Here is a 25,489-nt window from a genome sequence, read left to right as displayed (position 1 = left end):
ACCCGCATGAGACACACCCGCATGGAACCGTCACATACGCACACGTGGTTACAGCGCGTATAGGCCGTCATACAGTGCGATGTCCTGACTTGCACCATGTTGACCTGGCCTGACAGAGATCCACGACTATTTCATGACTTTTCATCTCACTGGGCTGGTCGTCACCTAAGCTACGGTCTCGTCATGGCGGGGGCCCCGGGCGATTGAGGAGACCGTATGTACGGCCAGACGGGCGCCTGGCGCGTCCCCGGCTATACCGAGATCCGCGAGCTTGGCACGGGGGGCGCAGGCAAAGTCGTGCTCGCCCGGCACGACGCCAACGACATCCTGGTAGCGATCAAGTACCTCTCCGACGAGCTCCAGGCCGACCTCCACTTCGTCGCCCGGTTCCGGCACGAGGCCCGGCTGCTCGCGGCGATGAAGCCGAACCCGCACGCCGCGCGGTTCTACGAGTACTACGAGACGCCGCAGGGCGCCGCGATCGTCATGGAGCTGATCGACGGCGTCTCGCTGCGCACGATGCTGCGCTCCGAGGGCCCGACCGGCCCGGAGGCCGCGCTGGCCGTGCTCAAGGGCTCGCTGCTCGGCCTGGCGGCCGCCCACTCCGTCGGCGTGGTCCACCGCGACTACAAGCCCGAGAACGTCATGGTCGAGGCCGACGGCAGCAGCAAGCTCGTCGACTTCGGCATCGCCGCACGCACCGGAGAGGGCGTGAGCGCGTCCGGCACGCCGCCGTACATGGCTCCCGAGCAGTGGATGGGCGCTCCGGCCGGACCGGCCACCGACGTCTACGCCGCGACCGTCGTCTTCTTCGAGTGCCTGACCGGCACCCGCCCCTTCCGGGCGCAGAACATGGCGGCCCTCGCGCGGCAGCACCAGACCACGCCTCCCCCGGTGGAGGAGGTGCCGCCCCCGCTGCGGGAGCTCATCGAGCGGGGCATGGCGAAGAACGCGTCGGAGCGGCCGCAGTCGGCCGAGGCGTTCGTCCAGGATCTCGAGGCCGTCGCGGCCGAGGCGTACGGCCCGGCATGGGAGGAGCGGGGACGCCGGCGGCTGGCCGCGCTCGCCGGCCTGCTGCTCCCGTTCTTCCCGCTCACCGAGGAGGCCCCCGAGGTCGGCACCTCGCTCGCCGAGACGAAGCTGGGCGGCGGTCTCCTCGGCAGGGCCGGCATGAAGATCGGCCTGACCCTGGTCGGCATGGCGGTGATCGCCGGGGGTACGGCGGCACTGGTCGGCTCCATGAGCGGCGGCACGACGACGCTCCAGGCGGGCACGTCGGTCGAGACGCCGCCCGCGTCCATCCCGGCCGACCCGACGACCGCCGCGCCCGAGGACACCCCCTCGGACGAGCCCGGCGACACGCCCTCCCCGAAGGCCACGCACGCCACCGCGACCCCGACCGTCCGCGTCACCCCGAGGCCGACGATCACGGCCGTGAGGCCCCCGGTCAAGCCCACCCCGAAGCCCACTCCGACGCCGACGAAGAAACCCACTCCGAAACCGACGAAGAAGCCGACGCCCAAGCCGACCAAGTCGCAGCCGGATCCGGACCCCACCGTCACGGCCCACCTGCCGGGGGATCCGCCGAACTCGCCGACGCCGCCCCCGGCGCCCACGCCGACGCCCACGCCGACGACGGATCCGCCGAGCACCAGCCCCACCCCGACCAGCCGGGTGCCCGCCGTGGCGCCCGCGTCGCCGGAGTCCCCCACGGTTGATCCGACGGCTGACCCGGCGGCAGATCCGTCGGCTGATCCGTCGGCGGTCCCGATGGGGGCTCTCGCGGTCGGCCTGGTGACGACTGGTCTCGTTCCCGCCACACTGGGTGTACGCAGAATGACCGGAAGGCATCGGAGGCGGCGGTAGATGCACGACGGCGCGACGATCGCGGGCTACCGCCTCACCGGCCGCACCCGAGTCAGCGAGGTCGGCACGTGGAGTGACGCGATCTCCCCCGAGGGCGCGCTGTCAGGGGTCCTGCGGTTCGACACGCGTGCGGTGTCCGGGCCGGAGGCCCGCGAGCGGCTGGTCGCCGCCGTCACCGCCGACCAGCGGCTGTCGCACAGCGGGATGTCCGCGCTCCTTCCCGTGGCCGACCTGGTGACGGCGCGCGGCGAGGTCTGGCTGATCACCACGCGCAGGGCCATGCCCACGGTCGCCGACCTGCTCGCCGGCTCCGCCTCGGCCCCCGACGGCCGGCGGCCCGATGCGGGCAGCGTCGGCACGATCCTCGTGGAGACGGCCCAGGCGCTGCTGGCCGTACACGCCGCGGGGCTGACTCACGGCGCCCTACACCCCGGCACCGTGGTGATCGGCGAGGACGGGTCGGCGATGCTGGCCGAGCGGGGCCTGCTGGAGGTGCTCCGGGGCGAGCCCGCGTCCCCGCAGCGCGACATCGCGGCCTGGGCGGCGCTCGCCCGGGGCCTCTCGGCGAACTGGGCGCACGGCGACGCGTCCGCGCTCTTCGACCGGGCCGCCACCACCGCGTCCACCCATGGCCTCGGCGCGGCCCGCGACACGCTCCTGGCCGGGCGCGACGTGCTTCCCGCCGGGTTCACGACGCGGGAGAGGCTGGTGGAGACCCTCCACGTGTGGGCCGCCGCCGACGTGCGGACCTCTCCCCCGCCCCCCACGCCGGACACCGGGGAGATCGTCACGCTGCTGCACGTGCCGGCGGAAGGCGTGGCCCCCTCAGGCGGCCCGGGCCGTACGGCACCGCCGACCGCGGGTGACGACGTGATGATGCGCTTCGGGCCCGGGGTGCCGACCGAGACCACGGCGGCGCAGATCTGGCGGTCCGGGCGGGACCAGATGGCGACGCTGCAGGCGCAGGAGGGCGTCGACGGGCCCAGGCCGAGGTCGCGGCGGCGGCGGCGGAAGACGGCGTGGGCCGGGACGGTGCTGCTCGCCATCCTGATCGCGGTCGTGGTGCTGTGGCTGCGCCAGTCGCCCGGCCTCGGCGTCGCGGCGGAGAAGGTGGACGTCCGCGCTCCCAAGAAGACGGTGCGCTGCGACGGCACGGCCAACTTCGCCGGCGTCGTGACGACCAATGGCGGGTCGGGGACGATCCGTTTCGTCTGGCTCCGCAGCGACGGGGAGAAGCTGCCCGAGCAGGAGCAGATCGTGCGCTCCGGCACCACGTCGGTGGATCTTCCGCTGCATTGGCATGTGACCGGGCAGGGGGCCTTCAAGGGCACGGCCACCCTGCGCGTCCTGTCCCCCACTACCACAGGGCAGCCGATACAGGACAAAGCGAGTTTCTCGTATAAATGCTGATTTCACTAATGTGACCCGCATGACGACGACCCCCGCGGGCTGGTACCCCGACCCGTACGGCTCCCCGCAACTGCGTTGGTGGGACGGCTCCCAGTGGACCGACGCGACGCACCCGCGCGAGGCGCCCTCTCAGCAGCAGCCGCAGCCCGGCCAGCAGCCCCTTCAGCAGACCACTGGGCAACCCATTGGGCAGCCCATCGAGCAACCGCTTGAGCAACCGCCGTCCCAGAACACGGGGCCGCAGACCGGGCCGAACATCGCTCCGCAGTTCCCGCCGCACTTCCCGCCACAGACAGGGCAGCCGGAGGGCCGGCTGCCGTGGGGCCATCCCGGGCAGGCCGGTTATCCGGGACAGGGTGGACAGGGTGCGTACCCGGGTCAGGGGGGCTATCCGGGACAGAGCGGTTACCCCGGTCCGGCGGGCTACCCGGGGCAGGGGACGTATCCGGGCAACACGGCCCAGTTCTCCATGCCGGAGTTCGGGGCGCAGCCGCCTCGGGCCACGCCGGTCTGGGCGTGGGTCGCCGGGGGCGTGGCGGTCGTGGTGGCGATCGCCCTGGTGATCGGCGGAGCGGTGTTCCTCGTGCACAACCGCGCGAGCACCACTATCGCCAGTCCCGACACCGTCGCCCCCACGCCTCCGCTGGACTCGACCGTCCCGCCCGAGCCGAGCCCCGAGCCGTCCCCGCCGCCGCTGCAGGAGCTTCCCCAGCCGTCGGACGGCCGCATCACCGACACCTCGGCCGGGCTCTCCTATGCCTTCCCCGGCGATCCATGGATCGTCCCCAAGGCGACCGAGGTCTACAACCCGCGCCAGCCCGCCGAGCTGCCCGTGTGGACCAGCGGATACACGGCCATCTCCCAGCAGAACTACGACGGCAAGAACGGCGACTGGGTGGGCTCGGTCTTCGCCGGGAAGCTCCCGCAGGTCGTGCCGTACGGCGGGCCGCAGGACCTGCGCAACCTCACGGGCGCGCTGCTGGTGAACTACGAGCCGGTGTTCTACTCGCCCCCGCACGAGCGCAAGGTGCTCCGCAACCAGGCGATCAAGGTCAGCGGCCACCAGGCGTGGCTGGTCGAGTTCGAGATGGACTTCTCGAAGCAGTCGAAGGCCAACCACTGGAAGTGGAAGACCGAGAAGGGGGCCTTCGTCCTGGTTGACCTGGGTCAGGGGCAGCGTCCCGCTCTGCTCTACATGTCCGTCCCCGACAATCTGGACCAGTCCGTGCTGAAGCGGGTGCTGGACTCGCTCGAAGCGCGATGACCGCCCTACTACGCTTGTTGCATGACTGACCTGCTGGTCTGGATCGACTGTGAGATGACCGGGCTCGACCTCGGCCGTGACGCGCTCGTCGAGGTCGCCTGTGTGGTGACCGACGGCGAGCTGAACCAGCTGGACGAGGGTGTGGACGTCGTCATCAAACCCCCGCCGGAGGCGCTGGCGCAGATGTCCGAGGTGGTGCGCGAGATGCACACCGCCTCCGGGCTGCTGCGGGCGCTGGCGAGCGGGGTGACGCTCGCCGAGGCCGAGTCCATCGTGCTCGACTACATCCGCGCCCATGTGCCCGAGCCCAAGAAGGCCCCACTGTGTGGCAACTCCATCGCGACGGACCGCTCGTTCATCGCGCGGGACATGCCGGCCGTGGACGCCTTCCTGCACTACCGCATGATCGACGTCTCCTCGATCAAGGAACTGGCCCGCCGGTGGTATCCGCGGGTCTACTTCGCCTCCCCCGAGAAGCAGGGCGGCCACCGGGCCCTGGCCGACATCACCGAGAGCATCCGGGAGCTCCGCTACTACCGGGCCGCCGTCTTCGTACCTCAGCCGGGCCCCGACTCGGCGACCGCCCGGGAGGTGGCCGAGGCGATCTCCGGATCCTGACGGAAGGGTGGAGCGGACACCTCCCGAATGCCGCTACACTTCTTTCGTACGCCGCTTCAAGCGGCGGACATGGTGGGTGTAGCTCAGCTGGCAGAGCGCCAGGTTGTGGTCCTGGATGTCGTGGGTTCAAGTCCCATCACTCACCCCAAGCGGCGGCGGCCGGTCCATTCGGACCGGCCGTTTCTGGTTACGGCCCTGACTGTTGACGTTTTGCGGGCAAATCATGGCACTGACGCAAGCAAGTCAGCCCACATTGCCCCCAAAGGTTGATATTGCGGGTTATGCTCGCTGACAACCGCTACGCCGGATGCGCGGGGGCCTCGGCGATCTTTGACTCTTCGACGGAGGCCGGATGAGAGTCGACGAACGCACTGGAATGGGGCTGAGCAAACGGGAGACCGAAGTCATGGAGCTGATCGCGACAGGTCACTCCAATGGCGAGATCGCCCAGCGTCTCTTCCTGAGTGAGAAGACCGTGAAGAACCACGTCAACCGCATCTACGCCAAGCTCGGCGTCGAATCGCGCGTCACCGCGATCGGCCGCTGGCTCGGCGGAGCCGACCCGGGCACCTAGGTTCCCACCCGCAGATCCGCTCCTCGTCCCGGTGGTCACCGCACCGGGGTCAGGGAGTGGCGAGCGCACTCGCCAGCGCCTGACGAAGGGCGGCCAGGCCGTGCTCCAGCTCCTCGGGCTGCACGGACAGGGCCGGGCGTAGCCGTACGGACCGCTCCCCGCAGGGGAGGACGAGAACGCCGTGCTTCTCGCGGAGCCCGGAGATCAGCCCAGCCCGGTCGGGGACGTCGAAGGCGCACATCAGCCCCCGGCCCCTGGCGTTCCGCACGAGGCCCTCGGCCTCCAGCGCCTGGAGCGCGCCGAGCAGCTTCTCCCCCAGGATCGCGGCTCTGGGGATCAGCTCGTCCCGCTCGATGATCTCCAGCATGCGGCGGGCGCGGACCATGTCGACCAGGCCGCCTCCCCATGTGGAGTTGATCCGGCCGCTGACCGTGAAGACGTTGTCGGGCACCAGGTCCACCCTGCGGCCCGCCATGATGCCGCCCACCTGGGCCTTCTTGGCAAAGGCCACGATGTCGGGCGCCAGGCCGAGCTGCTGGTAGGCCCAGGGCGTGCCGGTGATGCCGACCCCGGTCTGCACCTCGTCCATGACGAACAGGGCCTCGTGCTCATGGCAGAGCGCCTGCATGGCCTGGAGGAACTCGGGGCGCATGTGGTTGTCGCCCCCCTCTCCTTGGATGGGCTCCGCGATAAAGCAGGCGATGTCGTGGCGGAACCGGCCGAACGCCTCGCGGGCCTGCGCCAGGGCGCGCTCCTCGGCCTCCTCCACGTCGCCGAAGTGGATGGCGGGGACGTCGATCCTGGGCCAGCCGAACTTGGGGAACCGGTCGGTCTTCACCGGGTCGGTGTTGGTCAGCGAGAGCGTGTAGCCGCTGCGACCGTGGAAGGCGCGGGTGAGGTGGAGGACCTTGGTGCCGAGGCCCGGATGGCGGCCGTTGGCCTCGTTCCACCGGCTCTTCCAGTCGAAGGCGCACTTGAGCGCGTTCTCCACGGCGAGCGCGCCGCCCTCGACGAAGAACAGGTGCGGCAGCTGCGGGTCGCCCAGGACCCGCTGGAAGATCTCGACGAACTCGGCCAGGTGGACGGTGTAGAGGTCGGAGTTGGCGGGCTTGTTGGCCGCCACCCGGCCGAGCAGCGCCATGAACTCGGGATCGTCGGCGAAGGGGTTCATCCCCAGCGGGGACGAGCCGAAGAACGTGTAGAAGTCCAGATATCTCCTGCCGTCGCGGATGTCGACCAGCCAGGAGCCGGAGCTCCTGTCGAGATCGAGCACCAGCCGGAAGCCGTCGACGAGGAGATGCCGGGCGAGGCCGTCGTGCACAGCGCTGGGGTCCATGTCGCCTCCGCATTACGCCGGGAACAACATGATTCCCTCATGGGCGGCATTGGTTGTGAATAGTTTCCGCTGAGATGTGTCTAGCGGAGGACATTTTTCAGACTACCGGGGCAGGTCCCTCATGCCGCCCACCTGCGTACGCCGAGCCGCCGAGACCCCGGACGCGGAAGGCCAGGATCAGCAGGGAGACGCCGAAGACGATGGCGGAGACGCCGATCAGCCAGACGAGCGCCAGGGCCCCGGAGGCCGGCCAGATGAACAGCAGGACGCCGAAGACGACCGAGACCACCCCGCTGAGGACCAGCAGCCATTCCCCCTCGATCTGCCTGCGCATGGCGATCGCGCCGACGATCTCGAAGATCCCGGTCACGACGAACCAGGCGGCGATCACCAGTAGCAGTGCCAGCGTGGTGATCCCGGGCCAGACGAACGCCAGGATGCCGGCGATGAGGCTGATGACGCCGGAGAAGACGAGCCAGCCCCGCGACTGGCCGGTGGTGCCGCGGATCGCGTGGGCGAGCGTGAAGAGGCCGTTCACGATGGCATAGGCGCCGAACAGGATCACCAGTGCCAGCAGAGTGATCCCGGGCCAGACGATGGCGACGATCCCGAACAGGATCGCCAGCGCTCCCCTGAGGGCGAGGAGCCACCAGTTGCTGGAGAGTAGTTCCCGCATCGGCCCACTTCCTCCCGTTATGGGAGATGGTTATTTCCACTCAGGCGGCGGCGTACACGACCAGGGACACGGCGACGTACTGCACGACGTACGCGGCCAGCGTGAAGGCGTGGAAGACCTCGTGGAAGCCGAACCACCGGGGGGAGGGGTCCGGGCGGCGCAGGCCGTACACGACGGCTCCCGCGCTGTACAGCAGGCCGCCCACGAGGACGAGGATCCCGGCGGCCAGGCCGGCGCCCGAGAGGAGTTGCGGCATGACGAACACGGCGGTCCACCCGAGACCGAGGTAGAGAGCGGTGTAGAGCCAGCGCGGCGCGCGCAGCCACAGCACCCGGAACAGCACCCCGGCGAGCGCGCCGGTCCAGATGACCGACAGAACCGCCGCCCGGGCGATCCCGTCCAGCGCGAGCACCGCGAAGGGCGTGTAGGTGCCCGCGATCACGAGGTAGATGTTGGCGTGGTCGAGGCGGCGCAGCACCTCGGCCACCCGCGGCGACAGCCTGCCGCGGTGATAGGCCGCCGAGACGCCGAACAGGAGGCCGGAGGTGATCGCGTAGATCACCGAGGCGAGCCGGGCCTGCAGGGTCGGCCCGAGCGCCACGAGCAGGAACCCGCCCACCAGCGTCGCGGGCACCGCGCCCGCGTGTAACCATCCACGGAGTTTCGGCTTGGTGACCCGCTCGACAGTGCTGGTCATCCGCTCCACAGTGAACGTCGTCATGCAACCTACGATACCGTAGGTTACGGGACCGTAGGTTGTGACTCACGCCACGCGACCGCCACCGGTCACCTCCCCGCCGTAGGCACGGTAGGCCCCGTGACGCGCACAGTCCCCGCCGTAAGCCCTGTGTCCTCCCCTCCGTAGGCCCTGTGTCACCGTAGGCGCGGGGACGGGCGGGCGCTCCGGCCGGCCGTGATAGTCGCGCTCTGGTGAGGCCGCGTTCGCGGCCCTTTCGCGAGCGCGGTGGTCACTGGCACGGTCTTACGCCTGCCTCCGGCCCACCCGCCCCCGCGCCGATCTCCCCGCCGTCGTTACAGAGCGCTGAGGAAGCGGGCGGCGATGGGAACGGCGGCGTTGCGTCCGGTGCCCCCGTGCTCGACGAACACGGCGAACGCGAGGTCGCCCCGGTAGCCGATGAACCAGGCGTGGTCGGCCCCGTGCTGCCAGTCCTCGGCGGTGCCGGTCTTGCCGGAGACGCCCTCCGGCAGCCCAGCCCCGGCCGCCGTGCCGTCGGTGGTGACCGCGCTCATCAGTCCGCGCAGCCCGTCCGCCACTCCCTGGGGCAGCGTCACGCTCTCCGGTTGCGGGTCGTCGCCAGGCACGTCACCCGCACCGGTGGGCATCAGGTGAGGAGGCCGCCAGACGCCGCTCTCGACGGCGGCCGCGACCAGCGCCATGCACAGCGGGGTCGCCTCGACCGTCCCCTGGCCGAATGAGTCCTCGGCGAGCCCGTCGTTGTTCTCCGGCCGTGTCAGGCTGCCGCAGGTGCCTCCCGCGCCGGTCGCCAGAGGCACGCCGAACCCGAACGCCCTGGCCTCGTCGACGAGGACGTCCGGGTTCAGCCGCTCCACCGCCAGCCGGGCGAAAGTCGTGTTGCAGGACAGCGCGTAGGCCTCGCGCAGGGAGATGGTGCCGTGGTCCTCGCCCCGGAAGTTGTCGATCCGCCGGCCGTTCGGGATGGTGTAGGTCGCGGGGCACTCGACGGAGTCGTCCGGGGACATCCCGGCGTTGAGCAGCGCCGCCGCGGTGATCGTCTTGAACGTCGAGCCGGGGGCGTACTTCTGCTCGAACGCCTTGTGGTCGCCCAGGCGGTCGGCCACGGCGACGATCTCGCCGGTCGACGGCCGCACCGCCACGACCGCGGCGGGGTTCTGCACGCCGTCCAGCGCCCGCGCCGCGGACGCCTGCACCGGCCACTCGATCGTCGTCCTGACCCCCTTCGGCGCGGCGGGGGCGTAGTCGAGGAGCGGGATCTCGGGCTGGCCGGGGTTCGCCACCACGACCGCCCATCCGACGGGCGTGCCCGCCTCGGGCGCCGGCAGCTTCCGGTTGAGGCTCGCGAGGTACGGCTCGGCGTCGTTCGCCTCGGGGAACTCCTGGCCCTCGCGGGTGACGAGCCGCGAGGGAGGAGCGGTGGGCGTGGACCTGACGATGTGGCCGCCCTCGGCCAGGCGGGGATGCAGCACGGCGGGACTCCAGACGACCTTCCAGGTGAGGTCCCGCACGGCGAGATGCAGCATGGAGTCGAACGCCCAGGGACCGTGGCCCTTCATGTCCCGCGACTCGGTGAAGGGCACGTCGGCCGTTTCGTCTCCGGTCTTGACGGCCTGACCCGGCGTCAGCCGTACGGACTCGGCGTCCAGGGCCTCCTCGAACTGCCGGTGCTGGTCGACGAAGTCCGCGGGCGGCTCGTCGGTCATCTCCCGCATGCTCTCGTAGTCGCCGGACGCCCATGCCCGCAGGTAGCTCGCTGCGGTCTCCTCCGGCGAGCCCTCCACCGTCAGGGTCAGCGTCCTCGCCGGCGTGGCCGACGGCGCGGCGGAGAGCGTGCTGGGCGTGGCCTCGAACGGCGCGGCGGCCGGGCGCTGCCTCGCGGACACGATGAGGCCGAGCACGCCCGAGAGGAAGATCGTGGCCGCGACCGTCATGAGCGCGAGCAGGACCCGCTTGCGCATACGGTTTGTCATCGGGGGGCCGGACCTCTCGTGGAGGGTACGAGTGCCTTATATCACGCCAAAGGAGACGCAAGGGTGCCAAAGGAGAGACAGCCGGTTCCGGGCCGTTACCCTGTGACCTCCGGCGAGGTCGAGCTCCTGCGGGACCTCGACCGGCCGGACGGCTGGATGCTGAGCGTGGAGGGCGTCCCCCAGTCCTACGTTGACCTGGCCGACCCGACCTACCTCGAGTTCTCCTACGTGCAGCTCGCCGCCCTCGTCATCGACTGCCTGCCCGAGGGCCCGCTCGACGCCGTGCACGTGGGCGGGGGCGCCTGCACCATCCCCCGCTACATCTCCGCCAAGCGGCCCGGCTCCCGGCACATCGTGGTCGAGCCCGACTCGGGGCTGGTGCAGCTCGTGCGCGACCAGCTCCGGCTGAAGTCCGTTCCCCGGCTGAAGGTCCGCGTCCTCGACGGCCGTACGGCCGCGGCCGGGCTGGCGGACGGGTCGGCCGATCTCTTCGTGCTGGACGCCTTCTCGGGCGCCACGATGCCGGTGGAGCTGGCCACGGCGGAGTACATGGCGGAGGTCGCCCGGATCCTGCGGCCCACCGGAACGCTGGTGATCAATGTGGCGGACGGGAGGGGGCTGCCCTTCGCCAGGCGCCTCGTCTCCACCGTCGCGGGGGCCTTCCGGCACGTCGCGCTGCTGGGCGAGCCCGGCGTCCTGCGAAGCCGCCGCTTCGGCAACCTGATCGTCGCCGCCTCACCGGCGGAGCTGCCGGTGGGCCCGCTGACGAGAAAGGCCGCGGGCGGCCTCACCCAGGCGAGATGCGTGTCGGACGAGGACCTGGTGAAGTTCGTCGCCGGCGCCACGCCCATCCGGGACGGCGACGCGGTCCTCTCCCCGGTCCCGCCCCCGGCGCTCTTCACCTGACGCCGCACGCCCGGGCGGCTACGCCTGGTGGTCGGCCACGATGGCGTCGATGCGGGCCGCCAGCTTGTAGTCCAGGTCGGTGAGGCCGCCCGCATCGTGTGTGGTGAGCGCCAGGTGCAGGGTCCGCCATCGGATGTCGATGTCGGGGTGGTGGTTCAGCGCCTCGGCCTGCTCGGCGATGTCGTTGACGATCGCGATAGCCGTACGGAAGTCGGGAGCGGTCACGGTCCGGCGAATGGTTTCTCCGTCGCGGCGCCACTCGGAAGCCTCGTACATGCCTTCAGGACATCACGAAAGGCGGAGGCTTCGCCATAAGCCGGGCCCAGTCATCGAGCCCGGTTATCGAGCCCGGTTACTTGAGCGCACCCGAGGTCAGGCCGGACTGGATCTGGCGCTGGAAGATGATGTAGACGATCAGCACCGGGATGATCGCCATGCTCAGGGCGGCGAACAGCCCGGCCCAGTCGGCCTCGTAGCCGGCGTTGGTTGAGATGTTCGCGACGCCCTGGGTGATCAGCCACTTGTCCTGGGCGTCACCGGGCAGCAGCACGATCGGCAGCAGGTACTGGTTCCACTGGCCGAGCACGTTGAAGATCGTGATGCTGATCAGGCCGGGCTTGGCCATCGGCAGCATGATCTGGAAGAACGTGCGGGTGTGCGAGCAGCCGTCCATCATCGCGGCTTCGCCGACCGAGGTCGGCAGCGTTTTGAAGAACGCGGTGAGGAAGAACACCGTGAACGGCATCGAGTAGGCCACGTAGACGATGACCAGACCGGTGTGCGTGCCGAGCAGGCCGAGGTTCTTCATCGTCAGCCACAGCGGGGCGAGGGCGAGGAACACCGGGAACGACAGGCCGGAGACGAACAGCAGATAGATCGCCCGGTTGCCGAAGAAGGTGTACCTCGCCAGCACGTAGGCGGCCATCGAGCCGAACAACATCGTGAGGAACGTGGAGATCGCCACGACCTTGATGGTGTTCACCATGTAGAGCCCGATGTGGGCCTTCGCCCACGCGCGGCCCCAGGCGTCCCAGGCGAAGTGCTGTGGCAGCGCCAGAGGGTTGTCGCCGAAGAGCTCGGTGTTGGTCTTGAAGGACCCCAGGAACGTCCAGACGATCGGGTAGATCACCAGGATCGCCCAGATCACCAGCGCCAGGTGGGAGAGCCCTCCGAAGACGTTTCCGCCGCCCGTACGGCGCGGCTTCGGACGGGTCGAGGTCTGGCTTGAGGCCACGGGCATCACGTCAGTCGCCATGGCTAGAACTCGATCCTCTCGCGCCGGGTCACCCGCAGGGTGAGCACCGCGAACGTCAGGGTCATGAAGAAGAGCGCGACGCCCATCGCGGACGCGACGCCGTACTTCGAGTAGGTGAAGGCCGTGCGCCAGATCTCCAGGGGGAGCACGGTCGTGGCGTTGTCGGGGCCCCCGCGGTCCACCGACAACACCTGGACCAAGGCGAAGCCGTCGAAGGCGGCGATGCCCAGATAGACCCAGCCGACCTGCAGGGTGTCCCACAGGAGCGGCAGGGTGATCCGGAAGAACAGCGTGAGCCGCCCGGCGCCGTCGAGGGCGGCGGCCTCGAAGACGTCCTTGGGGATCGACGACATGCCGGCTGAGAACAGCACGACGTAGAAGCCGACCGCCTGCCAGACCATGACGCCGATGATCGTCCACAGGGCCAAGCTGGGGTTGATCAGCCAGCCCACGGGATCGATGCCCACCGCGTCGAGCGCGCTGTTGATGACGCCGGTCCGGTCCGGCCGCAGGATCGCCTGGAACAGCACACCGACGATCGCGACGGCCAGGACCTGCGGAAAGAAGAAGACGACCTTGTAGAAGGCCGACCCCGGCACACCGGTCATCCGGCCGTTCTTCTGCCCGCCGCCCAGGTTGAGCAGGAAGGAGAAGAGGAGCGCGATGGTGATGGTGGCCAGCGGCATGGCAAGCAGGAGCAGCCCGTGGTGCCGGACCGTCGCCCAGAAGACCTCGTCGTCGAACAGCCTGGTGAAGTTGTCCAGGCCGACGTAGTCGAAGTTGGGCGAGATACCCCTCGAGTTGGTCAACGAGATCTGGAACGCCTGGAGGTACTGCGCGACCACGAAGAACCCGTAGAGGACCAGCGGCACCGCGAGGAAAGAGGTGACGAACCCGTACTTCCTCAGCACCGCGGGCGACAGCTTGCCATGCCGCATTGGATCACACGCTCCGGGTCTGCTTGGCGACGGAGGAGTCGGCCTTGGCCTTGTCCGCGGCCTTCTGCATCTTGGCGGCGAACTCGTCGGCGCTGATCCGGCCGAACATCAGAGCGTTGGTCTGCTTGCGCAGCTCGGTCTCGAGCTCCTTGTACCAGGTCTCGAACAGCGAGTACGTCACCACGTTGGCGCCGGCGGCCTTCTGCGCGGCGGCGACGCTGGTGAGGCCGGGCGACAGCGTCAGGCCCTCGGTGGAGTCGAGGACGACCGTGAGGCTCTTGGTCTTCTCGGTGAAGGCCTTGGCGGCCTCCTTCGACAGCATGACGCGCAGGTACTCCAGGCCGCCCTGCGGGTTCTTGCCCTTGGACGGGACGACGAAGGGCTCACCAGCGGCGGCGCGGATCGCCTCGTATGGCATCTTGTCGCTCGCGGACACCGAGGGGGTCGGCGCGAGAGCGTACTCGAAGCCGGCCGGGGTGTCCTTGGCCTGCTCCGACTCCAGCCACGAGCCGGACGGGTAGAGGGCGATCTTGCCCTGGTTCTGCTTGGTCTGGACCTCGGTGTGGATCAGGCCCTCGAAGGACTTGTCCATATACTTGCCGATCTCGGCCCACGCGGCGGCGGCCTGCTTCACCGCGTCGTTGTTCCAGGCGTTGTCGACGAGGTTGTCGATGTCGATCAGGACCTGGTTGCCGCCGATCTTGGCGGCGGAGATCAGGATCATCCAGTACGCGTAGTACGACGCGTTCTTGCCGGCGTACGCGAACGGGGTGATGCCCTTGGCCTTGGCGGCCTCGCAGAAGGTCTTGAACTCGTCGAAGGTCTTCGGCGGGGTCCAGCTGTTCTTCTCGAACAGCTTCGCGTCGTACCAGAGGCCGTAGGCCGTGTAGACGTAGTTCAGCGTGTACGGCTTGGCCGGGTCGCCGCCGAATCCGGACTCGATGGTGCCCGGGACGATCGTGTCCTTGACCTTCTTGCTCGGGTCGTCGATCGAGGGGGCCTCGAACAGCGGCGTCAGGTCGAGGAGCTGGCCCGCGGCGATCAGCGCGCCGCCGTCCAGGTTGTCGGTGCCGGAGTTGTTGACGACGTCGGGCGCGTCGTTGCTGGCGAAACGCGGCGTCAGGGTCTGGCTGATCGTCTGGATGCCCTGGTGCTTGATCTCCGCCTTGGGGAACTCCTTCTTGTACAGCGGCTCGTGCGACTGGGTCGCGTACTCGTCGCTGTAACCGCCCTTGAAGATCACAACCTCGAGGGGCGCGTCGGCCTTGACGCCGAACGGGTTGCTGGCCGAGGTCGCTGCGGCGCTGGTGGGAGCCGCGGACGGCGTCGAGTCGCCACCCGAGGTGGCACATGAGCTGAGGAAACCGGCGGCGGGGCCGGCGACTAGCGCGGTGAGGCCGACGCGGCGCATCATCTGACGACGCGTGATCTCGCGGGGGCTGTTGGTCATCAACTCTCCTGTGGCGGGGTCAATTAGGAAAGTTTCCTAAACGTTTGGTGGAACGTACGGCCAGCCCAGAAGGGGCGTCAAGGTGTTCCGGTCGGTCTAGACCAACCCGTAATCCGACTGGGATGAATCCGCGCCAGCGATCAGAGGATATATCGGTGTTTGTCCAGGTTAAATACCTAATCAAAGGTAGGATCACCCTGTCATGGGAAACGGCCCATGACAGGGCCCTCGACTAGCTGGTATAGACCAGGCTGGAGTTATTTCGGGCGATCGTCTAGATTCACCGCATGGAGGAGCTGCGCCGGCAACTGTGCGAGTACGGCAGGCGTGCCGCGGACCTCGGCCTCGTCATCGGGACCTCGGGAAACCTCAGTGCGAGGGACGGCGACCTGGTCGCGGTGACCCCCTCCGGCGTGCCGCTCGACCGGCTCAGGCCGGAGGACTGCCCCATCCTCGATCTGGAGGGCTTCATCGTCGAGGGCGACCTGGCGCCGTCGTCGGAGACCCCGACACACCTGGAGGTCTACGCCGCGACCGGAGCCGGGGCCGTGGTCCACACCCATTCCGTCTTCGCCACCGTGGTCGCCTCGACCATGACGGAGCTGCCGCCGATCCACTACAACGCCCTGCTGCTCGGCGGCGCCGTACGCGTGGCCGAGTACGCCACGTACGGCACGCCGGAGCTTGCCGCCAACGTCCGGGAGGCGCTGGCGGGCAAGCAGGCCGCGCTCATGGCCAACCACGGCGGCATCACGATCGGGACGAGCCTGGAGAAGGCGTTCGAGGCCACCCGGCTGCTGGAGTGGCTCTGCGAGGTCTACGTCCGGGCCCTCGGCGTGGGGACGCCGGCCGTACTGACCGAGACCCAGCTGGCCGACGTCATCACCCGGGCGTTCACCCCGCCGGACCACCCCCGCCGCCCGAGACCCCACCCTCCCGCCCCTCCCGCGTGATCATCACGCGGTGGGGGGGAGGACGGCTTTGCGGGCCAGACCCAGGGGGAGGCCACCGGAACCGGCGATCGTGTCATGAAATGTCCGGAGATCGCCGTGGTACTCGCCCCGGATCCGCTCGATCTCCAGCGCGCCCGTCAGGTACGACGGAGCCTGGGTCGGCCACGCGCAGTAGCGGCTCACCTCGCCCACGGCCGTCCCCGGCGACAGCGACGCCTTGGTGGCCATGAACTCCTCGGCCTCCGCGATCGTCATCTCACCGCAGTGGAGGGCCGTGTCGACCACGATCCGGGCGGCGCGGAAGATCCGGCAGTCCAGGTGGGCCAGCTCGGTCTCCGGCGTGTCGAAGTACCCCTGCTCGTGCATCATCTTCTCGACGTAGAGCGCCCAGCCCTCCACGAAGTACGGCGTGCGGAAGACCTTCCGGACGGTCCGGGGGCTGCCCGCCATCCACGCCAGATGCCAGTGGTGCCCCGGGTAGGCCTCGTGCACGGCGATCGACGGCATCTGGGCGCGCGAGTTGGTCCGCAGGCGCTGCCGCACCTGCTCGCCGGTGAAGCCGTCCGGCGTGAAGGGCACGAAGAACACGCCGCTGCGCGACGTCGTCAGGGGCGGCGGCGCGAGGTAGTTCGCCACGGCGAGGATGGGCCGCTGGAACTCCGGCGACGGGAGGACCTGGCACTCCTCCCCCTCCGGGAAGGTCACCAGGCCGCGGTCGCGGACGAAGTCGCGGGCCCGGAGCGTCTCGGCCTCATACTCCGCCCGCATCGCCTCCAGCGTCGGCGGGTGGTCGTCCATCAGGGCCTCCATGGCGGCCCGCCAGTCACCCGGGGACTCCCCCGAGCCGAGCCGGGTGGCGACCTCCCGCATCCGGGCGTCGAGCTCGTCCCAGGCCTTACGGCCCTTCTCGTGCAGCTCCGACGCGCCGTAGCCGAGCATCTCCCGCTCGCGCAGCAGCGTGGAGTAGAGCTCCTCCCCCATCCGCCAGCTTCCGCTCGCCTCGAAGCCCTCCAGGAACGTGACGAGCTCGTCGAATGCGTCGGCGGCGGGCTCGGCGGCCCGCGCGAGCCTCACCCGCAGATCGGCGTCCCGGACCTCGCCCGGCAGAGTCGAGGTCAGGAAGCGCCGGGCCGTACGCGCCTGGTCGAGACCGCGCTTGACGAGCAGGCCGGCCGCGAGGCCTGGGTCGAGGTTGGCCCGGCAGGCGGCGAGGACGGCGGGCACCTCGGCCAGCCGCGCGACGGCGGCCTCGACGAGCTCCGGCTCCGGCTTGAGCCGCTGCTGGAACGGCGTGAACATCGAGCCGAAGATCGCCCCGAGATAGGGCGCCGGGTCGCGGCGCCAGTCCGGCCAGCGGGCGCTCGCGACGGATCCGCGCAGGAAGGAGACGACGAGCTCTCTGTCGATCTCATCCGCGAGCGACACGGCGGGCTCGTCCGCGAACGACAGGGCGACCTCACCCGCGGGCGACGCGGCGGGCCTGTCCGCCCCCGACCCCGTCGGGCCAGGCGTGGCGGAGTCCACCGACAGGCGGCGCAGCCACTGTTCGGCGGCTCGTTCCCTGGCCGTGAACCCGGCTTCGCTGAAATCCCCAAGAGTGTGGTCGTATCCGTCTGCTCCGAGAAGGGCGGCTCTGACCGGATGCTCGGCCAGATACCAGGCGAGGAAGTCGTCGAGCGGCGTCATAGCGCTCGACTCTATCCGGGACACTGGTTCATGAAGACCTCAAAAATAGGAGCAATCGGTGCCCCTGCAGATGATCGGTGCCCCCAGTGACCCCGACCTCATCCGGCTGCCCTGGGACGTCCCCCTCGAAGATTGGCCCGTCCACCACCTGGTGACGCTGCCGCGCGGCATCTCCCGGCACGTCGTCCGCTTCGCCCGCCTCTCCGGCCGCGTTTACGCGATCAAGGAGATCAGCGCGCGGTACGCCAAGCGGGAGTACCAGTTGCTGTGGGACCTGGCGCGGCATGACACCCCGGCCGTGGAGCCGGTCGCCGTCGTCACCGGGCGGACCGCCAAGGACGGCTCCGAGCTGGACTCCGCGCTGATCACCCGGCACCTGCAGTTCTCGCTGCCCTACCGGGCCGTGCTGTCCGGCTCCCTGCGGCCCGACACGCTCACCCGCCTGCTGGACGCGCTGGCCGTCCTGCTCGTACGGCTGCACCTGACCGGGTTCTACTGGGGCGACTGCTCGCTGTCGAACACCCTTTTCCGGCGGGACGCGGGCGCCTTCGCGGCGTACCTGGTCGACGCGGAGACCGGCGAGCTCCACCCCGCCATCAGCGAGGGCCAGCGGTCGCACGACATCGAGGTCGCGCACATGAACATCTATGGCGAGATGCTCGACCTGGAGGCGGGCGGGCTGCTCCACCCGACGATCGACCCGCTGGCCTTCTCCGAGCAGCTCGTCGAGCGCTACAACCGGCTCTGGACCGAGCTGACCGAGGACGAGCTCATCGACGAGCTCGACTGGCACCGGGTCGACCAGCGGATCCGCAGGCTCAACTCGCTGGGCTTCGACGTCGCCGAGATGATGATCCGCCGCAAGGCCGGCACGTCGCGGCTCTTCGTGCGGCCCAAGGTCGTCGACGCCGGGCACCACCAGCGCCGCCTGCTCCGGCTGACCGGCCTCGACGTCGAGGAGAACCAGGCCAGGCGGCTGCTCAACGACCTCGACTCCTTCCGCGTCTCGAACGGCCTGCGCCACGAGGACGAGGCCATCGTGGCGCACCGCTGGCTGGCCGAGATCTTCCAGCCCGTCGTCAACGCGATCCCCGCCGAGCTGCGGCGCAAGCTGGAGCCCGCCCAGCTTTTCCACGAGGTGCTCGACCACCGCTGGTTCATGTCCGAGGCGGCGGGCAAGGACGTCGGCCTCGACGCGGCGGTGCGGTCCTACGTGGACAACGTCCTCGTCTACAAGCCCGACGAGAAGGCCATCATCACCGCTCAGGACCCGGAACTCGCGGTCCCCGATCCGCTGTCTCCCTGACAAGACCCGCCAGGTGGCCGGCGGCGTCCGGGATGCGGTCCTCGCCGAAGACCCGGATGCCGTTCAGCTCCAGGACGGCGGCCGTGACGCCCCGGCCCGGGGTCAGCCGTCCCCGGAAGGTGCCGTCGTAGATCCGCAGGGAACCGCACGACGGGCTGCCCTCCTTCAGGATGGCCAGCCGTACGCCGAAGGACTGGGCCACGGCCAGCGCCTGCTGCGCCCCGGACAGGAAGGCGTTCGTCACGTCCTCGCCGTCCGGCGTCAGGATCCGGGCGGCTCCCGCCAGCACGGCCGCGCCGCCGACGCCGCCCTCGATCTCGGCGGGCGGCCGCGGGACGGGCAGCCCGCCCTCGACCTCCGGGCAGAACGGGACCAGCCGCCCCTCGGCCCTCCAGGCGGCGAGCAGCTCGTCGTCGCTGGTCTTGGCGCCTCCGTCGTACCGCACGCGGCTGCCGAGGAGGCAGGCGCTGACCAGAATCCGTTCCACGCCTCCCATTCTGTACGGCTGTCGCGCCCGTTCCCCCGCCCGTCCCTCGCCAGTCCCCCGACCGGCCGTCAGTAGGCGAGCGTGACGCGCTGACGGATGTGGCCGCCCTTCTCCAGCTCGTCGGCGACCAGGACCGCGCAATCCTCGGCCGAGACGAAGCTTCTCCCCTCGTCGTCGGTCAGCAGCCGGTCGCCGCCGACCTGGAAGGAGCCCGTGCGCTCACCGGGAGCGATCTCCGCGGCGGGCGCGACGTAGGTCCAGTCGAGGTCCTCGACGCCGCGGTACACCTCCAGGGCCGCGGCCTGGGCGAGCGACTCCTTCTTGTAGATCTCTGGGAAGTCCGGCGTGTCGACGAGCCGGGTCCCCGGCGCGACCTCCAGCCCGCCCGCGCCGCCCAGTGCGATCAGCCGCCGGACGCCGGCCTGCCGTACACCCTCGATGAGCGCGCGGGTGACGGCGAGCAGCGGGCCCTCGGGGTCGGAGCCGTCACGCGGCGGCGCGACCGCGCTGACCACGGCGTCATGCCCTTCGGCGGCCCTCGCGACGGACGAGGCGTCCGACGCGTCGAGGCCGGTCGCCCGCGACGCCGGGGTGACCTCGTGCCCCCGGCTCTCCAGCTCGGCGGCGATCCGTGAGCCGATCATCCCGGTGGCGCCGATCAACAAGATTTTCACGATGTTCTCCCTCGATGCGATGTCGCTCGGCGGGATGGTACCCATCGGATACCGGTTACTTCATCGTGCCATAAGTACCTGATGGATACTTTGGACAAAGGTGATGTTGGATCACGACCCGCACCATGGAGGCCCGCAGGCCCCACGGCTGGGCGGGGGCCCAGATCCAACCCCTCCGCAAACCGAATAATTCTCACAAAAACCGATATTTATCATCACAGAAGAAGAATCCTTATTCTGTGTGACGAATTTGTTTATCTGGCCCTTGCGCAAATTTCCGCACCACTGATTGGACATGCGCCGATATCTCTAACCTTGGCCAGGTTGTGTCGGCTACGTGGCGAGGAGTTGCCGGTGATCGGGATTGAGGACTGCCTCTCCGAGGCCATGTCCATCCCCGGCGCGCTCGACGCGATTCTCGTGGACCACACCAGTGGAATGGCGGTGGCGGGGGAAGGCGTGCCGGATCCGGCGAGATCGGCCGTGGGGCTGACCGAGGCATTCCGCGCCACGCTCGACGGGATCGCGTTGTCGTCGGCGGACGGAACCGCCGCGCGGATCGAGGACGTGATCATCACGACGGACACCAGCTACCACCTCATCAGGCCCATGGAGATGATGTTCGACGGCCCGCTGCTGATCTGCCTCAGGCTCGACCTGGAGCGCTCGAACCTCGCCCTGGCGCGGCGGCGGCTGCGCACCATCACCCACCAGCTCATCGCCCATTGAGCCATGGCCGCCCCCACCCTCGACGCGGTGCTCACCGGCCTGGCCCAGAAGGGCGCCACGGGCTCCCTGCGGGTGGGCAAGGACGGAACCCTCTACTTCACCCGGGGCCACGTGTCGTATGCCGAGTGCGCCGACACGCCTGGCGTGGAGGACCTCCTGACGACCTCCGGCCGGATCAGCCCCGCCCGTGTGCGCGAAGCGCGGCAGTCCGCCGGCGCTGGAGGCGAGGGCGGCGACCTCCTGGTGCGGGAGGGCGTGCTCAGCCGGGGCGAGCTGCAGTTCTGCGTTCTCGGCGCGACTCTCGACGCGTCGTTCTTCCTGCTCCAGTCCGCCTTGCCGCATCAGCAGGCGGCCCCTCGGACGCGGTACCGCGACGGGGACACGCACTGGCTCGGCACCCACTGGTTCTTCGACGTTTCCGGCCTGTTCCGCGAGTGCGTACGGAGGCGGTCGCGACTCGACGGCGTGTGGCCGTCGGCGGAGCTCGACACCCGGCCGGTCGTTCCCCTCCGGCGCATCCCCGGCAAGCACGTCGTCCTCACCGCAGCGCAGTGGGAGGTGCTGCTCGCGGCCGACGCCACAGCCACCCCGGTGGAGCTCGCCCGCCGTCTCGGGCGTCCGGCCTACTCGACGCTGCTCGCCGTACGGGAGCTCGCGTCCGCGGGGCTGCTCGACACGGGACCCGAGCCGGGAACCCCCGCGCCGCCCGAGGAATCGCCCGGATCGGGAACGCCGGCGCCGCCCGAGGGATCACCGGGGACCCCCGCGGCCGAGGGATCGCCGGGACCAGGAGCCCCCGCGCTGCCCAAGCGGGCCGCGCAGGCGACGCCGCGCGCGGCCGTACGGCATGCGGGGGCCGACCAGGGAGCCGGTCTGCCGGAGGTCAGCGGGGACCCGGCCGACATGAACCTGCTGATCAGGCTGCGTGACGCGCTGGAGGCACTGCAGTGATCACGCGCACGTGGCTCAAGCGGGCCGGAAAGGCGATCTCGATGGATCTGCGCCGTGAAATTCAGGAGGAGCTCGTCCTTCTCAGGACCCGCGCGCCCGAGATCACCGGGGTGCTCACCTGCACGGTGGACGGCATGCTCGTGACGACCGACATGGCCGCCAACACCGAGCAGACGGCCGCGCTCACGTCGGCGCTGCTGTCGATGAGCCGCCGGATGACCGATCTCGCCCGGGTCGGCCACCTCCAGGAGACCCTGATCTCCGGCACCCGGGGACACACCGCGAGCTACGCCGCGGGACCCAAGCTCGTCCTCACCGTTCTCGCGGGCCCGGGCGCCAACCTCGGCCTGCTCCGGATCGAGGGACGCAAGACGGCGGCCAAGCTCGCCGCCATCGTCGAACGCGAATATCGCGAACACCGCGAATAGGAGAACAGCACATGGCGAACATGGACGTCTCTCTCAAGGAGATGCTGGCCATCGACGGCTCGATCGGCGCCGCCGTGGTCGACTACGGGAGCGGGATGGCGCTGGGCACGCTCGGCGGCTCCAAGGAGCTCGACCTCCAGGTCGCGGCGGCGGCCAACACCGAGGTGGTCAAGGCCAAGCTGCGGGCGATGGACGCCTTGCAGCTCAAGGACGCCATCGAGGACATCCTCATCACGCTGGGCGGCCAGTACCACATCATCCGCCCGCTCACCGGTCGCGGTGGCAAGGGTCTGTTCCTCTACCTGGCCCTCGACCGCAACCGGGCCAACCTCGCGATGGCCCGGCACCAGCTCCGCACGATCGAGGACAAGCTCGAGGTCTGAGCGCGACCATGGGAGGCCGTCAGACGGCGGCCTCCCGGCCGGTGAGCTCGGTGATGGCCTCCACGATCTCGGGCCAGAGCTCGCGGGGCAGATCGTGCCCCATGCCGGGGAAGGTCAGGAGTTTGGCCCCCGGGATGGCGTCGGCCGTGGCGGCACCGCCCGGCGGGGTGACCAGCGGGTCGTCCTCGCCATGGATCACCAGCGCGGGGATCGTGAGCCCGCGCAGGCCTGCCGTACGGTCCTTCGAGGCGAGGATCGCGACGAGCTGGCGGGCCGCCCCGGCGGGGTCGTAGGCCCGGTCGTAGCTCTCGCGGGCCACCTGGGCGACGTGCTCGGTGTCCATCGCGTACCCCGGCGAGCCGACGACGCGCCACGTCGCCAGCGCCCGCTCGATGGCGTTCTCGCGGCCCGGCGCGGGAGGGACCAGCAGCGCGGCCATGGCCGCCTCGGTCGGACCGCCGACCTCGGGGCCGGTCGTGGACATGATCGAGGTGAGGCTGCGGACGCGGCCCGGATGCCGGATGGCGAGGGCCTGCGCGATCATCCCGCCCATCGAGGCGCCTACGACGTGCGCGCTCTCCCAGCCGAGGGCGTCCAGCAGACCGGCGGTGTCGTCCGCCATGTCGTCCACCGTGTACGGCGCGCCGGACGTGTCCCCGCCAAGGGCCGCGAGCAGGTCGGGGGCGTGGGTTAGATGGGTGGAAAGGCCGATGTCGCGGTTGTCGAACCGGACGACCTCGTGGCCCTTGGCCACCAGCAGTCCGATGAACTCCTCGTCCCACCCGATCATCTGCATGCCGAGCCCCATCACGAGCAGGAGCGGGCGGCCCTCCTTCTTGTCATGGGGCTCGCCGAACACCTCGTAGCAGATCTCGATCCCGTTCGCCGTCGCGCGCATGCGAAGCAGAATCTCATTCTGTTCAGCCGTACGGCAAGACGTGGGGACTGAGTTGTACCGTTTCCTTAGTACAACTAATGAGGTGTCGCTGCATGAGCCGCCGAAGGCGGATTTCGGTTCTGCTCATCTGCTGCATGAGCCTGCTGATCGTCTCGCTGGACAACACGATCGTGAACGTGGCGCTGCCGGCGCTGGGGCGTGAGCTGCGCGCTCCCGTCTCGGGCCTCCAGTGGACGGTCGACGCTTACACGCTCACGCTGGCCAGCCTGCTCATGCTGTCCGGCTCGACGGCGGACCGGATCGGGCGGCGGCGCGTGTTCCAGACCGGCCTGGCCGTCTTCACGACCGGCTCGGTGCTCTGCAGCGTCGCGCCGAGCCTCCTGTGGCTCGTGGTCTTCCGCGCGGTCCAGGCGATCGGCGGCTCGATGCTCAACCCGGTGGCCATGTCGATCATCACGAACACCTTCACCGACCGGCGCGAGCGCGCGCAGGCCATCGGCGTGTGGGGCGGTGTCGTCGGCATCAGCATGGCGCTGGGACCGGTCGTCGGCGGGCTGCTCACCGACACGGTCAACTGGCGGGCCATCTTCTGGATCAACGTGCCGATCGGCCTGCTCGCGATCGCGCTGACCTGGCGGTTCGTCCCCGAGTCCAAGGCGGCGAAGGCACGCCGGATCGACCCCGTCGGGCAGATCCTGGTCATCGCGCTGCTGGGGCCGCTGACCTACGGGATCATCGAAGGCCCGGAGGCCGGCTGGACATCTCCGCTGATCATGGGATGCTTCGCCGTCGCGGTGCTCGCCCTGGTGGCGCTGCTCGTGTACGAGCCGCGCCGGGACGAGCCGCTCATCGACGTGCGGTTCTTCCGGAGCGCGCCGTTCTCGGGAGCGGCGGCCATCGCCGTGTCCGGCTTCGCCGCCCTCGGCTCCTTCCTGTTCCTCAACACGCTCTATCTCCAGAGCCACCGGGGGCTGTCCGCCCTGGAGGCCGGGCTGTACACGCTGCCGATCGCGCTGATCTCGCTCGTCTTCGGGCCGGTGTCGGGCAGGCTGGTCGGCACGCGTGGGCCGCGGCTGTCCCTCCTCGTGGCCGGCGCCTGCGTCGCGGCGGCGGGAGTGCTGCTCACCCAGATCACGCTGACCACGCCCATTCCGGTGCTGCTGGCGATCTACGTGGTCTTCGGGCTGGGGTTCGCCATGCTCAACCCGCCCATCACCACCACGGCCGTGTCCGGGATGCCGCTGGCCCAGGCGGGAGTGGCCGCCGCCGTCGCCTCCACCAGCCGCCAGGTCGGCCAGTCCCTCGGCGTGGCGATCGCCGGGTCCGTCGTCGCCGTGTCCGCGCACGGCTCGGGCTTCATCCGCGCCGCCCACGTGGGCTGGTGGATCATGGCGCTGTACGGCGTGCTCGTCCTGTGCGTCGGCCTCGCGACCACAGGCCGGTGGGCCAAAGCCACGGCCGAACGCACCGCCCGCCGCCTCACGGCAGCGGAGCCGGTGGAGGCCCGATGAACACCCGTAACGCCGCGGGCAACTCGCGGAACCACTTCGTGGCGTTCGATACGTAATGCTATTCGGCGAGTCCGTGTATCTCATCCCAGTCAGCCAGCATTTCGTCATAGGCCTCCAGCCAAGGGCCCATACCATTGAATGCTCGAATGGCATCCTCCGCCAGCGCAGGTGAATACGACTTAGGGTTTCTTAAGCTTCTAATCTCGTCCACCGTGGCCACCCTGCGGATGTTGCCGTATATATCTTGAATGTGATACTCACCTTCAGGCCCTGCGGGCACCTTGAACATTGGGGGAACTATGCCCTTCGAAGGCCCGAGATGTCCAACGATCTTCCATACGCCCTGACGTAGTGACACGTCCATGGTTTCGAAAAGCAGGACAGGGTCTTCAGCGGAAAAGTTCGAGGGGGGAAGTGATGCAGACGGTGAAAAGCGTCCTCCGAACACGGCGAGCAGCACATTGCTCCGCAGTTTCGCTATGATCTGGGCGAGGGCGATAAC

General features: G+C 69.6%; 26 protein-coding genes and 1 tRNA gene. 14 read left to right on the top strand and 13 right to left on the bottom strand.

Features of this window, described 5'->3' with window-relative positions:
- Positions 1 to 216: 216 nt before the first annotated feature.
- The 6 genes from ABH927_RS24835 (at position 217) to ABH927_RS24810 (ending at position 5,732) form a co-directional block, all read left to right on the top strand.
- On the top strand, positions 217 to 1,866 hold the full coding sequence (locus ABH927_RS24835; RefSeq protein WP_370025208.1) for a serine/threonine-protein kinase: 1,650 nt from the start codon (positions 217 to 219) through the stop codon (positions 1,864 to 1,866).
- Positions 1,867 to 3,276, top strand: coding sequence for a hypothetical protein (locus tag ABH927_RS24830; RefSeq protein WP_370025205.1), 1,410 nt, complete (start codon positions 1,867 to 1,869; stop codon positions 3,274 to 3,276).
- 19 nt (positions 3,277 to 3,295) lie between these two features.
- Complete coding sequence (locus ABH927_RS24825; RefSeq protein ID WP_370025203.1) at positions 3,296 to 4,540, top strand: DUF2510 domain-containing protein; 1,245 nt, start codon at positions 3,296 to 3,298, stop codon at positions 4,538 to 4,540.
- A gap of 21 nt (positions 4,541 to 4,561) precedes the next feature.
- Positions 4,562 to 5,158, top strand: coding sequence for an oligoribonuclease (gene orn / locus ABH927_RS24820; protein ID WP_370025201.1), 597 nt, complete (start codon positions 4,562 to 4,564; stop codon positions 5,156 to 5,158).
- Between the two features lie 72 nt (positions 5,159 to 5,230).
- A tRNA-His gene (locus ABH927_RS24815) sits at positions 5,231 to 5,306 on the top strand.
- 204 nt (positions 5,307 to 5,510) lie between these two features.
- Positions 5,511 to 5,732, top strand: coding sequence for a response regulator transcription factor (locus ABH927_RS24810; protein ID WP_261583674.1), 222 nt, complete (start codon positions 5,511 to 5,513; stop codon positions 5,730 to 5,732).
- A gap of 49 nt (positions 5,733 to 5,781) precedes the next feature.
- Here ABH927_RS24810 and lat read toward each other — a convergent pair whose 3' ends face one another.
- The 4 genes from lat to ABH927_RS24790 all read right to left on the bottom strand — a co-directional run bounded on the left by lat (position 5,782) and on the right by ABH927_RS24790 (position 10,432).
- A complete protein-coding gene (gene lat, locus ABH927_RS24805) occupies positions 5,782 to 7,068 on the bottom strand; it encodes an L-lysine 6-transaminase (RefSeq protein WP_370025197.1) in 1,287 nt (428 codons plus the stop codon).
- Positions 7,069 to 7,165: 97 nt separating this feature from the next.
- Entirely contained in the window at positions 7,166 to 7,744 is a 579-nt protein-coding gene (locus ABH927_RS24800) for an HdeD family acid-resistance protein (RefSeq protein WP_370025194.1), read from the bottom strand.
- Between the two features lie 40 nt (positions 7,745 to 7,784).
- The gene (locus tag ABH927_RS24795) at positions 7,785 to 8,465 is read right to left on the bottom strand and encodes a hemolysin III family protein (protein WP_370025191.1); all 681 of its coding nucleotides are present in this window, start codon (positions 8,463 to 8,465) and stop codon (positions 7,785 to 7,787) included.
- Between the two features lie 311 nt (positions 8,466 to 8,776).
- Positions 8,777 to 10,432 carry a penicillin-binding transpeptidase domain-containing protein gene (locus tag ABH927_RS24790; RefSeq protein WP_370025188.1) on the bottom strand — a complete coding sequence of 552 codons (1,656 nt, stop codon included), beginning with the start codon at positions 10,430 to 10,432 and terminating at the stop codon, positions 8,777 to 8,779.
- A 63-nt stretch (positions 10,433 to 10,495) separates the two neighbouring features.
- Here ABH927_RS24790 and ABH927_RS24785 point away from each other — a divergent pair, with 63 nt between their 5' ends.
- The gene (locus tag ABH927_RS24785) at positions 10,496 to 11,338 is read left to right on the top strand and encodes a spermidine synthase (RefSeq protein WP_370025186.1); all 843 of its coding nucleotides are present in this window, start codon (positions 10,496 to 10,498) and stop codon (positions 11,336 to 11,338) included.
- An 18-nt stretch (positions 11,339 to 11,356) separates the two neighbouring features.
- On the opposite strand, the gene ABH927_RS24780 is transcribed toward ABH927_RS24785, so the two are convergent.
- From ABH927_RS24780 to ngcE, 4 genes are all read right to left on the bottom strand, one after another.
- The gene (locus ABH927_RS24780; protein ID WP_370025184.1) at positions 11,357 to 11,614 is read right to left on the bottom strand and encodes a 4a-hydroxytetrahydrobiopterin dehydratase; all 258 of its coding nucleotides are present in this window, start codon (positions 11,612 to 11,614) and stop codon (positions 11,357 to 11,359) included.
- Positions 11,615 to 11,690: 76 nt separating this feature from the next.
- Complete coding sequence (locus ABH927_RS24775; RefSeq protein ID WP_370025181.1) at positions 11,691 to 12,593, bottom strand: carbohydrate ABC transporter permease; 903 nt, start codon at positions 12,591 to 12,593, stop codon at positions 11,691 to 11,693.
- A gap of 2 nt (positions 12,594 to 12,595) precedes the next feature.
- Positions 12,596 to 13,531: a carbohydrate ABC transporter permease gene (locus tag ABH927_RS24770; protein ID WP_370025178.1), complete on the bottom strand. Its 936-nt coding sequence runs from the start codon at positions 13,529 to 13,531 to the stop codon at positions 12,596 to 12,598.
- Between the two features lie 4 nt (positions 13,532 to 13,535).
- Positions 13,536 to 14,981 carry an N-acetylglucosamine/diacetylchitobiose ABC transporter substrate-binding protein gene (gene ngcE / locus ABH927_RS24765; protein ID WP_370025176.1) on the bottom strand — a complete coding sequence of 482 codons (1,446 nt, stop codon included), beginning with the start codon at positions 14,979 to 14,981 and terminating at the stop codon, positions 13,536 to 13,538.
- Between the two features lie 287 nt (positions 14,982 to 15,268).
- Between ngcE and ABH927_RS24760 the strand changes: the two genes are divergently transcribed.
- Entirely contained in the window at positions 15,269 to 15,934 is a 666-nt protein-coding gene (locus ABH927_RS24760; protein ID WP_370025174.1) for a class II aldolase/adducin family protein, read from the top strand.
- A gap of 3 nt (positions 15,935 to 15,937) precedes the next feature.
- On the opposite strand, the gene ABH927_RS24755 is transcribed toward ABH927_RS24760, so the two are convergent.
- On the bottom strand, positions 15,938 to 17,620 hold the full coding sequence (locus ABH927_RS24755) for a DUF885 domain-containing protein (protein WP_370025172.1): 1,683 nt from the start codon (positions 17,618 to 17,620) through the stop codon (positions 15,938 to 15,940).
- Between the two features lie 58 nt (positions 17,621 to 17,678).
- On the opposite strand from ABH927_RS24755, the gene ABH927_RS24750 reads away from it, so the two are divergent.
- Positions 17,679 to 18,926 (top strand): DUF4032 domain-containing protein, encoded by a 1,248-nt coding sequence (locus ABH927_RS24750; RefSeq protein WP_370025169.1) that lies wholly within the window; start codon positions 17,679 to 17,681, stop codon positions 18,924 to 18,926.
- Here the strand turns inward: ABH927_RS24750 and ABH927_RS24745 are convergent.
- Together ABH927_RS24745 and ABH927_RS24740 are read right to left on the bottom strand one after the other, a co-directional pair.
- Positions 18,877 to 19,413, bottom strand: coding sequence for a DUF523 domain-containing protein (locus ABH927_RS24745; RefSeq protein WP_370025166.1), 537 nt, complete (start codon positions 19,411 to 19,413; stop codon positions 18,877 to 18,879). The two genes, ABH927_RS24750 and ABH927_RS24745, sit on opposite strands and share 50 nt — an antisense overlap.
- Before the next feature lie 68 nt (positions 19,414 to 19,481).
- Complete coding sequence (locus ABH927_RS24740; protein WP_370025163.1) at positions 19,482 to 20,087, bottom strand: NAD(P)-dependent oxidoreductase; 606 nt, start codon at positions 20,085 to 20,087, stop codon at positions 19,482 to 19,484.
- A 354-nt stretch (positions 20,088 to 20,441) separates the two neighbouring features.
- Between ABH927_RS24740 and ABH927_RS24735 the strand changes: the two genes are divergently transcribed.
- Genes ABH927_RS24735 through ABH927_RS24720 form a run of 4 tightly spaced genes read left to right on the top strand, consistent with a single transcriptional unit; the run spans position 20,442 to position 22,578 of the window.
- Positions 20,442 to 20,816 carry a roadblock/LC7 domain-containing protein gene (locus tag ABH927_RS24735; RefSeq protein WP_370025160.1) on the top strand — a complete coding sequence of 125 codons (375 nt, stop codon included), beginning with the start codon at positions 20,442 to 20,444 and terminating at the stop codon, positions 20,814 to 20,816.
- 3 nt (positions 20,817 to 20,819) lie between these two features.
- Entirely contained in the window at positions 20,820 to 21,767 is a 948-nt protein-coding gene (locus tag ABH927_RS24730) for a hypothetical protein (protein ID WP_370025158.1), read from the top strand.
- Complete coding sequence (locus tag ABH927_RS24725; RefSeq protein ID WP_370025156.1) at positions 21,764 to 22,195, top strand: roadblock/LC7 domain-containing protein; 432 nt, start codon at positions 21,764 to 21,766, stop codon at positions 22,193 to 22,195. Before ABH927_RS24730 ends, ABH927_RS24725 begins: the two co-directional genes overlap by 4 nt.
- Before the next feature lie 11 nt (positions 22,196 to 22,206).
- Positions 22,207 to 22,578: a hypothetical protein gene (locus tag ABH927_RS24720; RefSeq protein ID WP_370025154.1), complete on the top strand. Its 372-nt coding sequence runs from the start codon at positions 22,207 to 22,209 to the stop codon at positions 22,576 to 22,578.
- Positions 22,579 to 22,597: 19 nt separating this feature from the next.
- Here ABH927_RS24720 and ABH927_RS24715 read toward each other — a convergent pair whose 3' ends face one another.
- Positions 22,598 to 23,476, bottom strand: coding sequence for an alpha/beta fold hydrolase (locus ABH927_RS24715; RefSeq protein WP_370025152.1), 879 nt, complete (start codon positions 23,474 to 23,476; stop codon positions 22,598 to 22,600).
- Positions 23,477 to 23,553: 77 nt separating this feature from the next.
- Between ABH927_RS24715 and ABH927_RS24710 the strand changes: the two genes are divergently transcribed.
- On the top strand, positions 23,554 to 24,987 hold the full coding sequence (locus ABH927_RS24710; protein WP_370025150.1) for an MFS transporter: 1,434 nt from the start codon (positions 23,554 to 23,556) through the stop codon (positions 24,985 to 24,987).
- Positions 24,988 to 25,045: 58 nt separating this feature from the next.
- Here ABH927_RS24710 and ABH927_RS24705 read toward each other — a convergent pair whose 3' ends face one another.
- Positions 25,046 to 25,276, bottom strand: coding sequence for a hypothetical protein (locus ABH927_RS24705; RefSeq protein WP_370025149.1), 231 nt, complete (start codon positions 25,274 to 25,276; stop codon positions 25,046 to 25,048).
- Positions 25,277 to 25,489 lie beyond the last annotated feature (213 nt).

The sequence above is a fragment of the Planotetraspora sp. GP83 genome, assembly GCF_041262585.1.
Classification (GTDB): Bacteria; Actinomycetota; Actinomycetes; order Streptosporangiales; family Streptosporangiaceae; genus JAOEGB01.
This window is presented reverse-complemented; position numbering and strand designations above follow the sequence as displayed.

Coding starts and splice junctions, on each gene's coding strand:
- ABH927_RS24835 (WP_370025208.1), top strand. CDS start 217: ATGTACGGCCAGACGGGCGCCTGGCGCGTCCCCGGCTATACCGAGATC.
- ABH927_RS24830 (WP_370025205.1), top strand. CDS start 1,867: ATGCACGACGGCGCGACGATCGCGGGCTACCGCCTCACCGGCCGCACC.
- ABH927_RS24825 (WP_370025203.1), top strand. CDS start 3,296: ATGACGACGACCCCCGCGGGCTGGTACCCCGACCCGTACGGCTCCCCG.
- orn (WP_370025201.1), top strand. CDS start 4,562: ATGACTGACCTGCTGGTCTGGATCGACTGTGAGATGACCGGGCTCGAC.
- ABH927_RS24810 (WP_261583674.1), top strand. CDS start 5,511: ATGAGAGTCGACGAACGCACTGGAATGGGGCTGAGCAAACGGGAGACC.
- lat (WP_370025197.1), bottom strand. CDS start 7,068: ATGGACCCCAGCGCTGTGCACGACGGCCTCGCCCGGCATCTCCTCGTC.
- ABH927_RS24800 (WP_370025194.1), bottom strand. CDS start 7,744: ATGCGGGAACTACTCTCCAGCAACTGGTGGCTCCTCGCCCTCAGGGGA.
- ABH927_RS24795 (WP_370025191.1), bottom strand. CDS start 8,465: ATGACGACGTTCACTGTGGAGCGGATGACCAGCACTGTCGAGCGGGTC.
- ABH927_RS24790 (WP_370025188.1), bottom strand. CDS start 10,432: ATGACAAACCGTATGCGCAAGCGGGTCCTGCTCGCGCTCATGACGGTC.
- ABH927_RS24780 (WP_370025184.1), bottom strand. CDS start 11,614: ATGTACGAGGCTTCCGAGTGGCGCCGCGACGGAGAAACCATTCGCCGG.
- ABH927_RS24775 (WP_370025181.1), bottom strand. CDS start 12,593: ATGGCGACTGACGTGATGCCCGTGGCCTCAAGCCAGACCTCGACCCGT.
- ABH927_RS24770 (WP_370025178.1), bottom strand. CDS start 13,531: ATGCGGCATGGCAAGCTGTCGCCCGCGGTGCTGAGGAAGTACGGGTTC.
- ngcE (WP_370025176.1), bottom strand. CDS start 14,981: ATGACCAACAGCCCCCGCGAGATCACGCGTCGTCAGATGATGCGCCGC.
- ABH927_RS24760 (WP_370025174.1), top strand. CDS start 15,269: ATGGAGGAGCTGCGCCGGCAACTGTGCGAGTACGGCAGGCGTGCCGCG.
- ABH927_RS24755 (WP_370025172.1), bottom strand. CDS start 17,620: ATGACGCCGCTCGACGACTTCCTCGCCTGGTATCTGGCCGAGCATCCG.
- ABH927_RS24730 (WP_370025158.1), top strand. CDS start 20,820: ATGGCCGCCCCCACCCTCGACGCGGTGCTCACCGGCCTGGCCCAGAAG.
- ABH927_RS24720 (WP_370025154.1), top strand. CDS start 22,207: ATGGCGAACATGGACGTCTCTCTCAAGGAGATGCTGGCCATCGACGGC.
- ABH927_RS24715 (WP_370025152.1), bottom strand. CDS start 23,476: ATGCGCGCGACGGCGAACGGGATCGAGATCTGCTACGAGGTGTTCGGC.
- ABH927_RS24710 (WP_370025150.1), top strand. CDS start 23,554: ATGAGGTGTCGCTGCATGAGCCGCCGAAGGCGGATTTCGGTTCTGCTC.
- ABH927_RS24705 (WP_370025149.1), bottom strand. CDS start 25,276: ATGTTCAAGGTGCCCGCAGGGCCTGAAGGTGAGTATCACATTCAAGAT.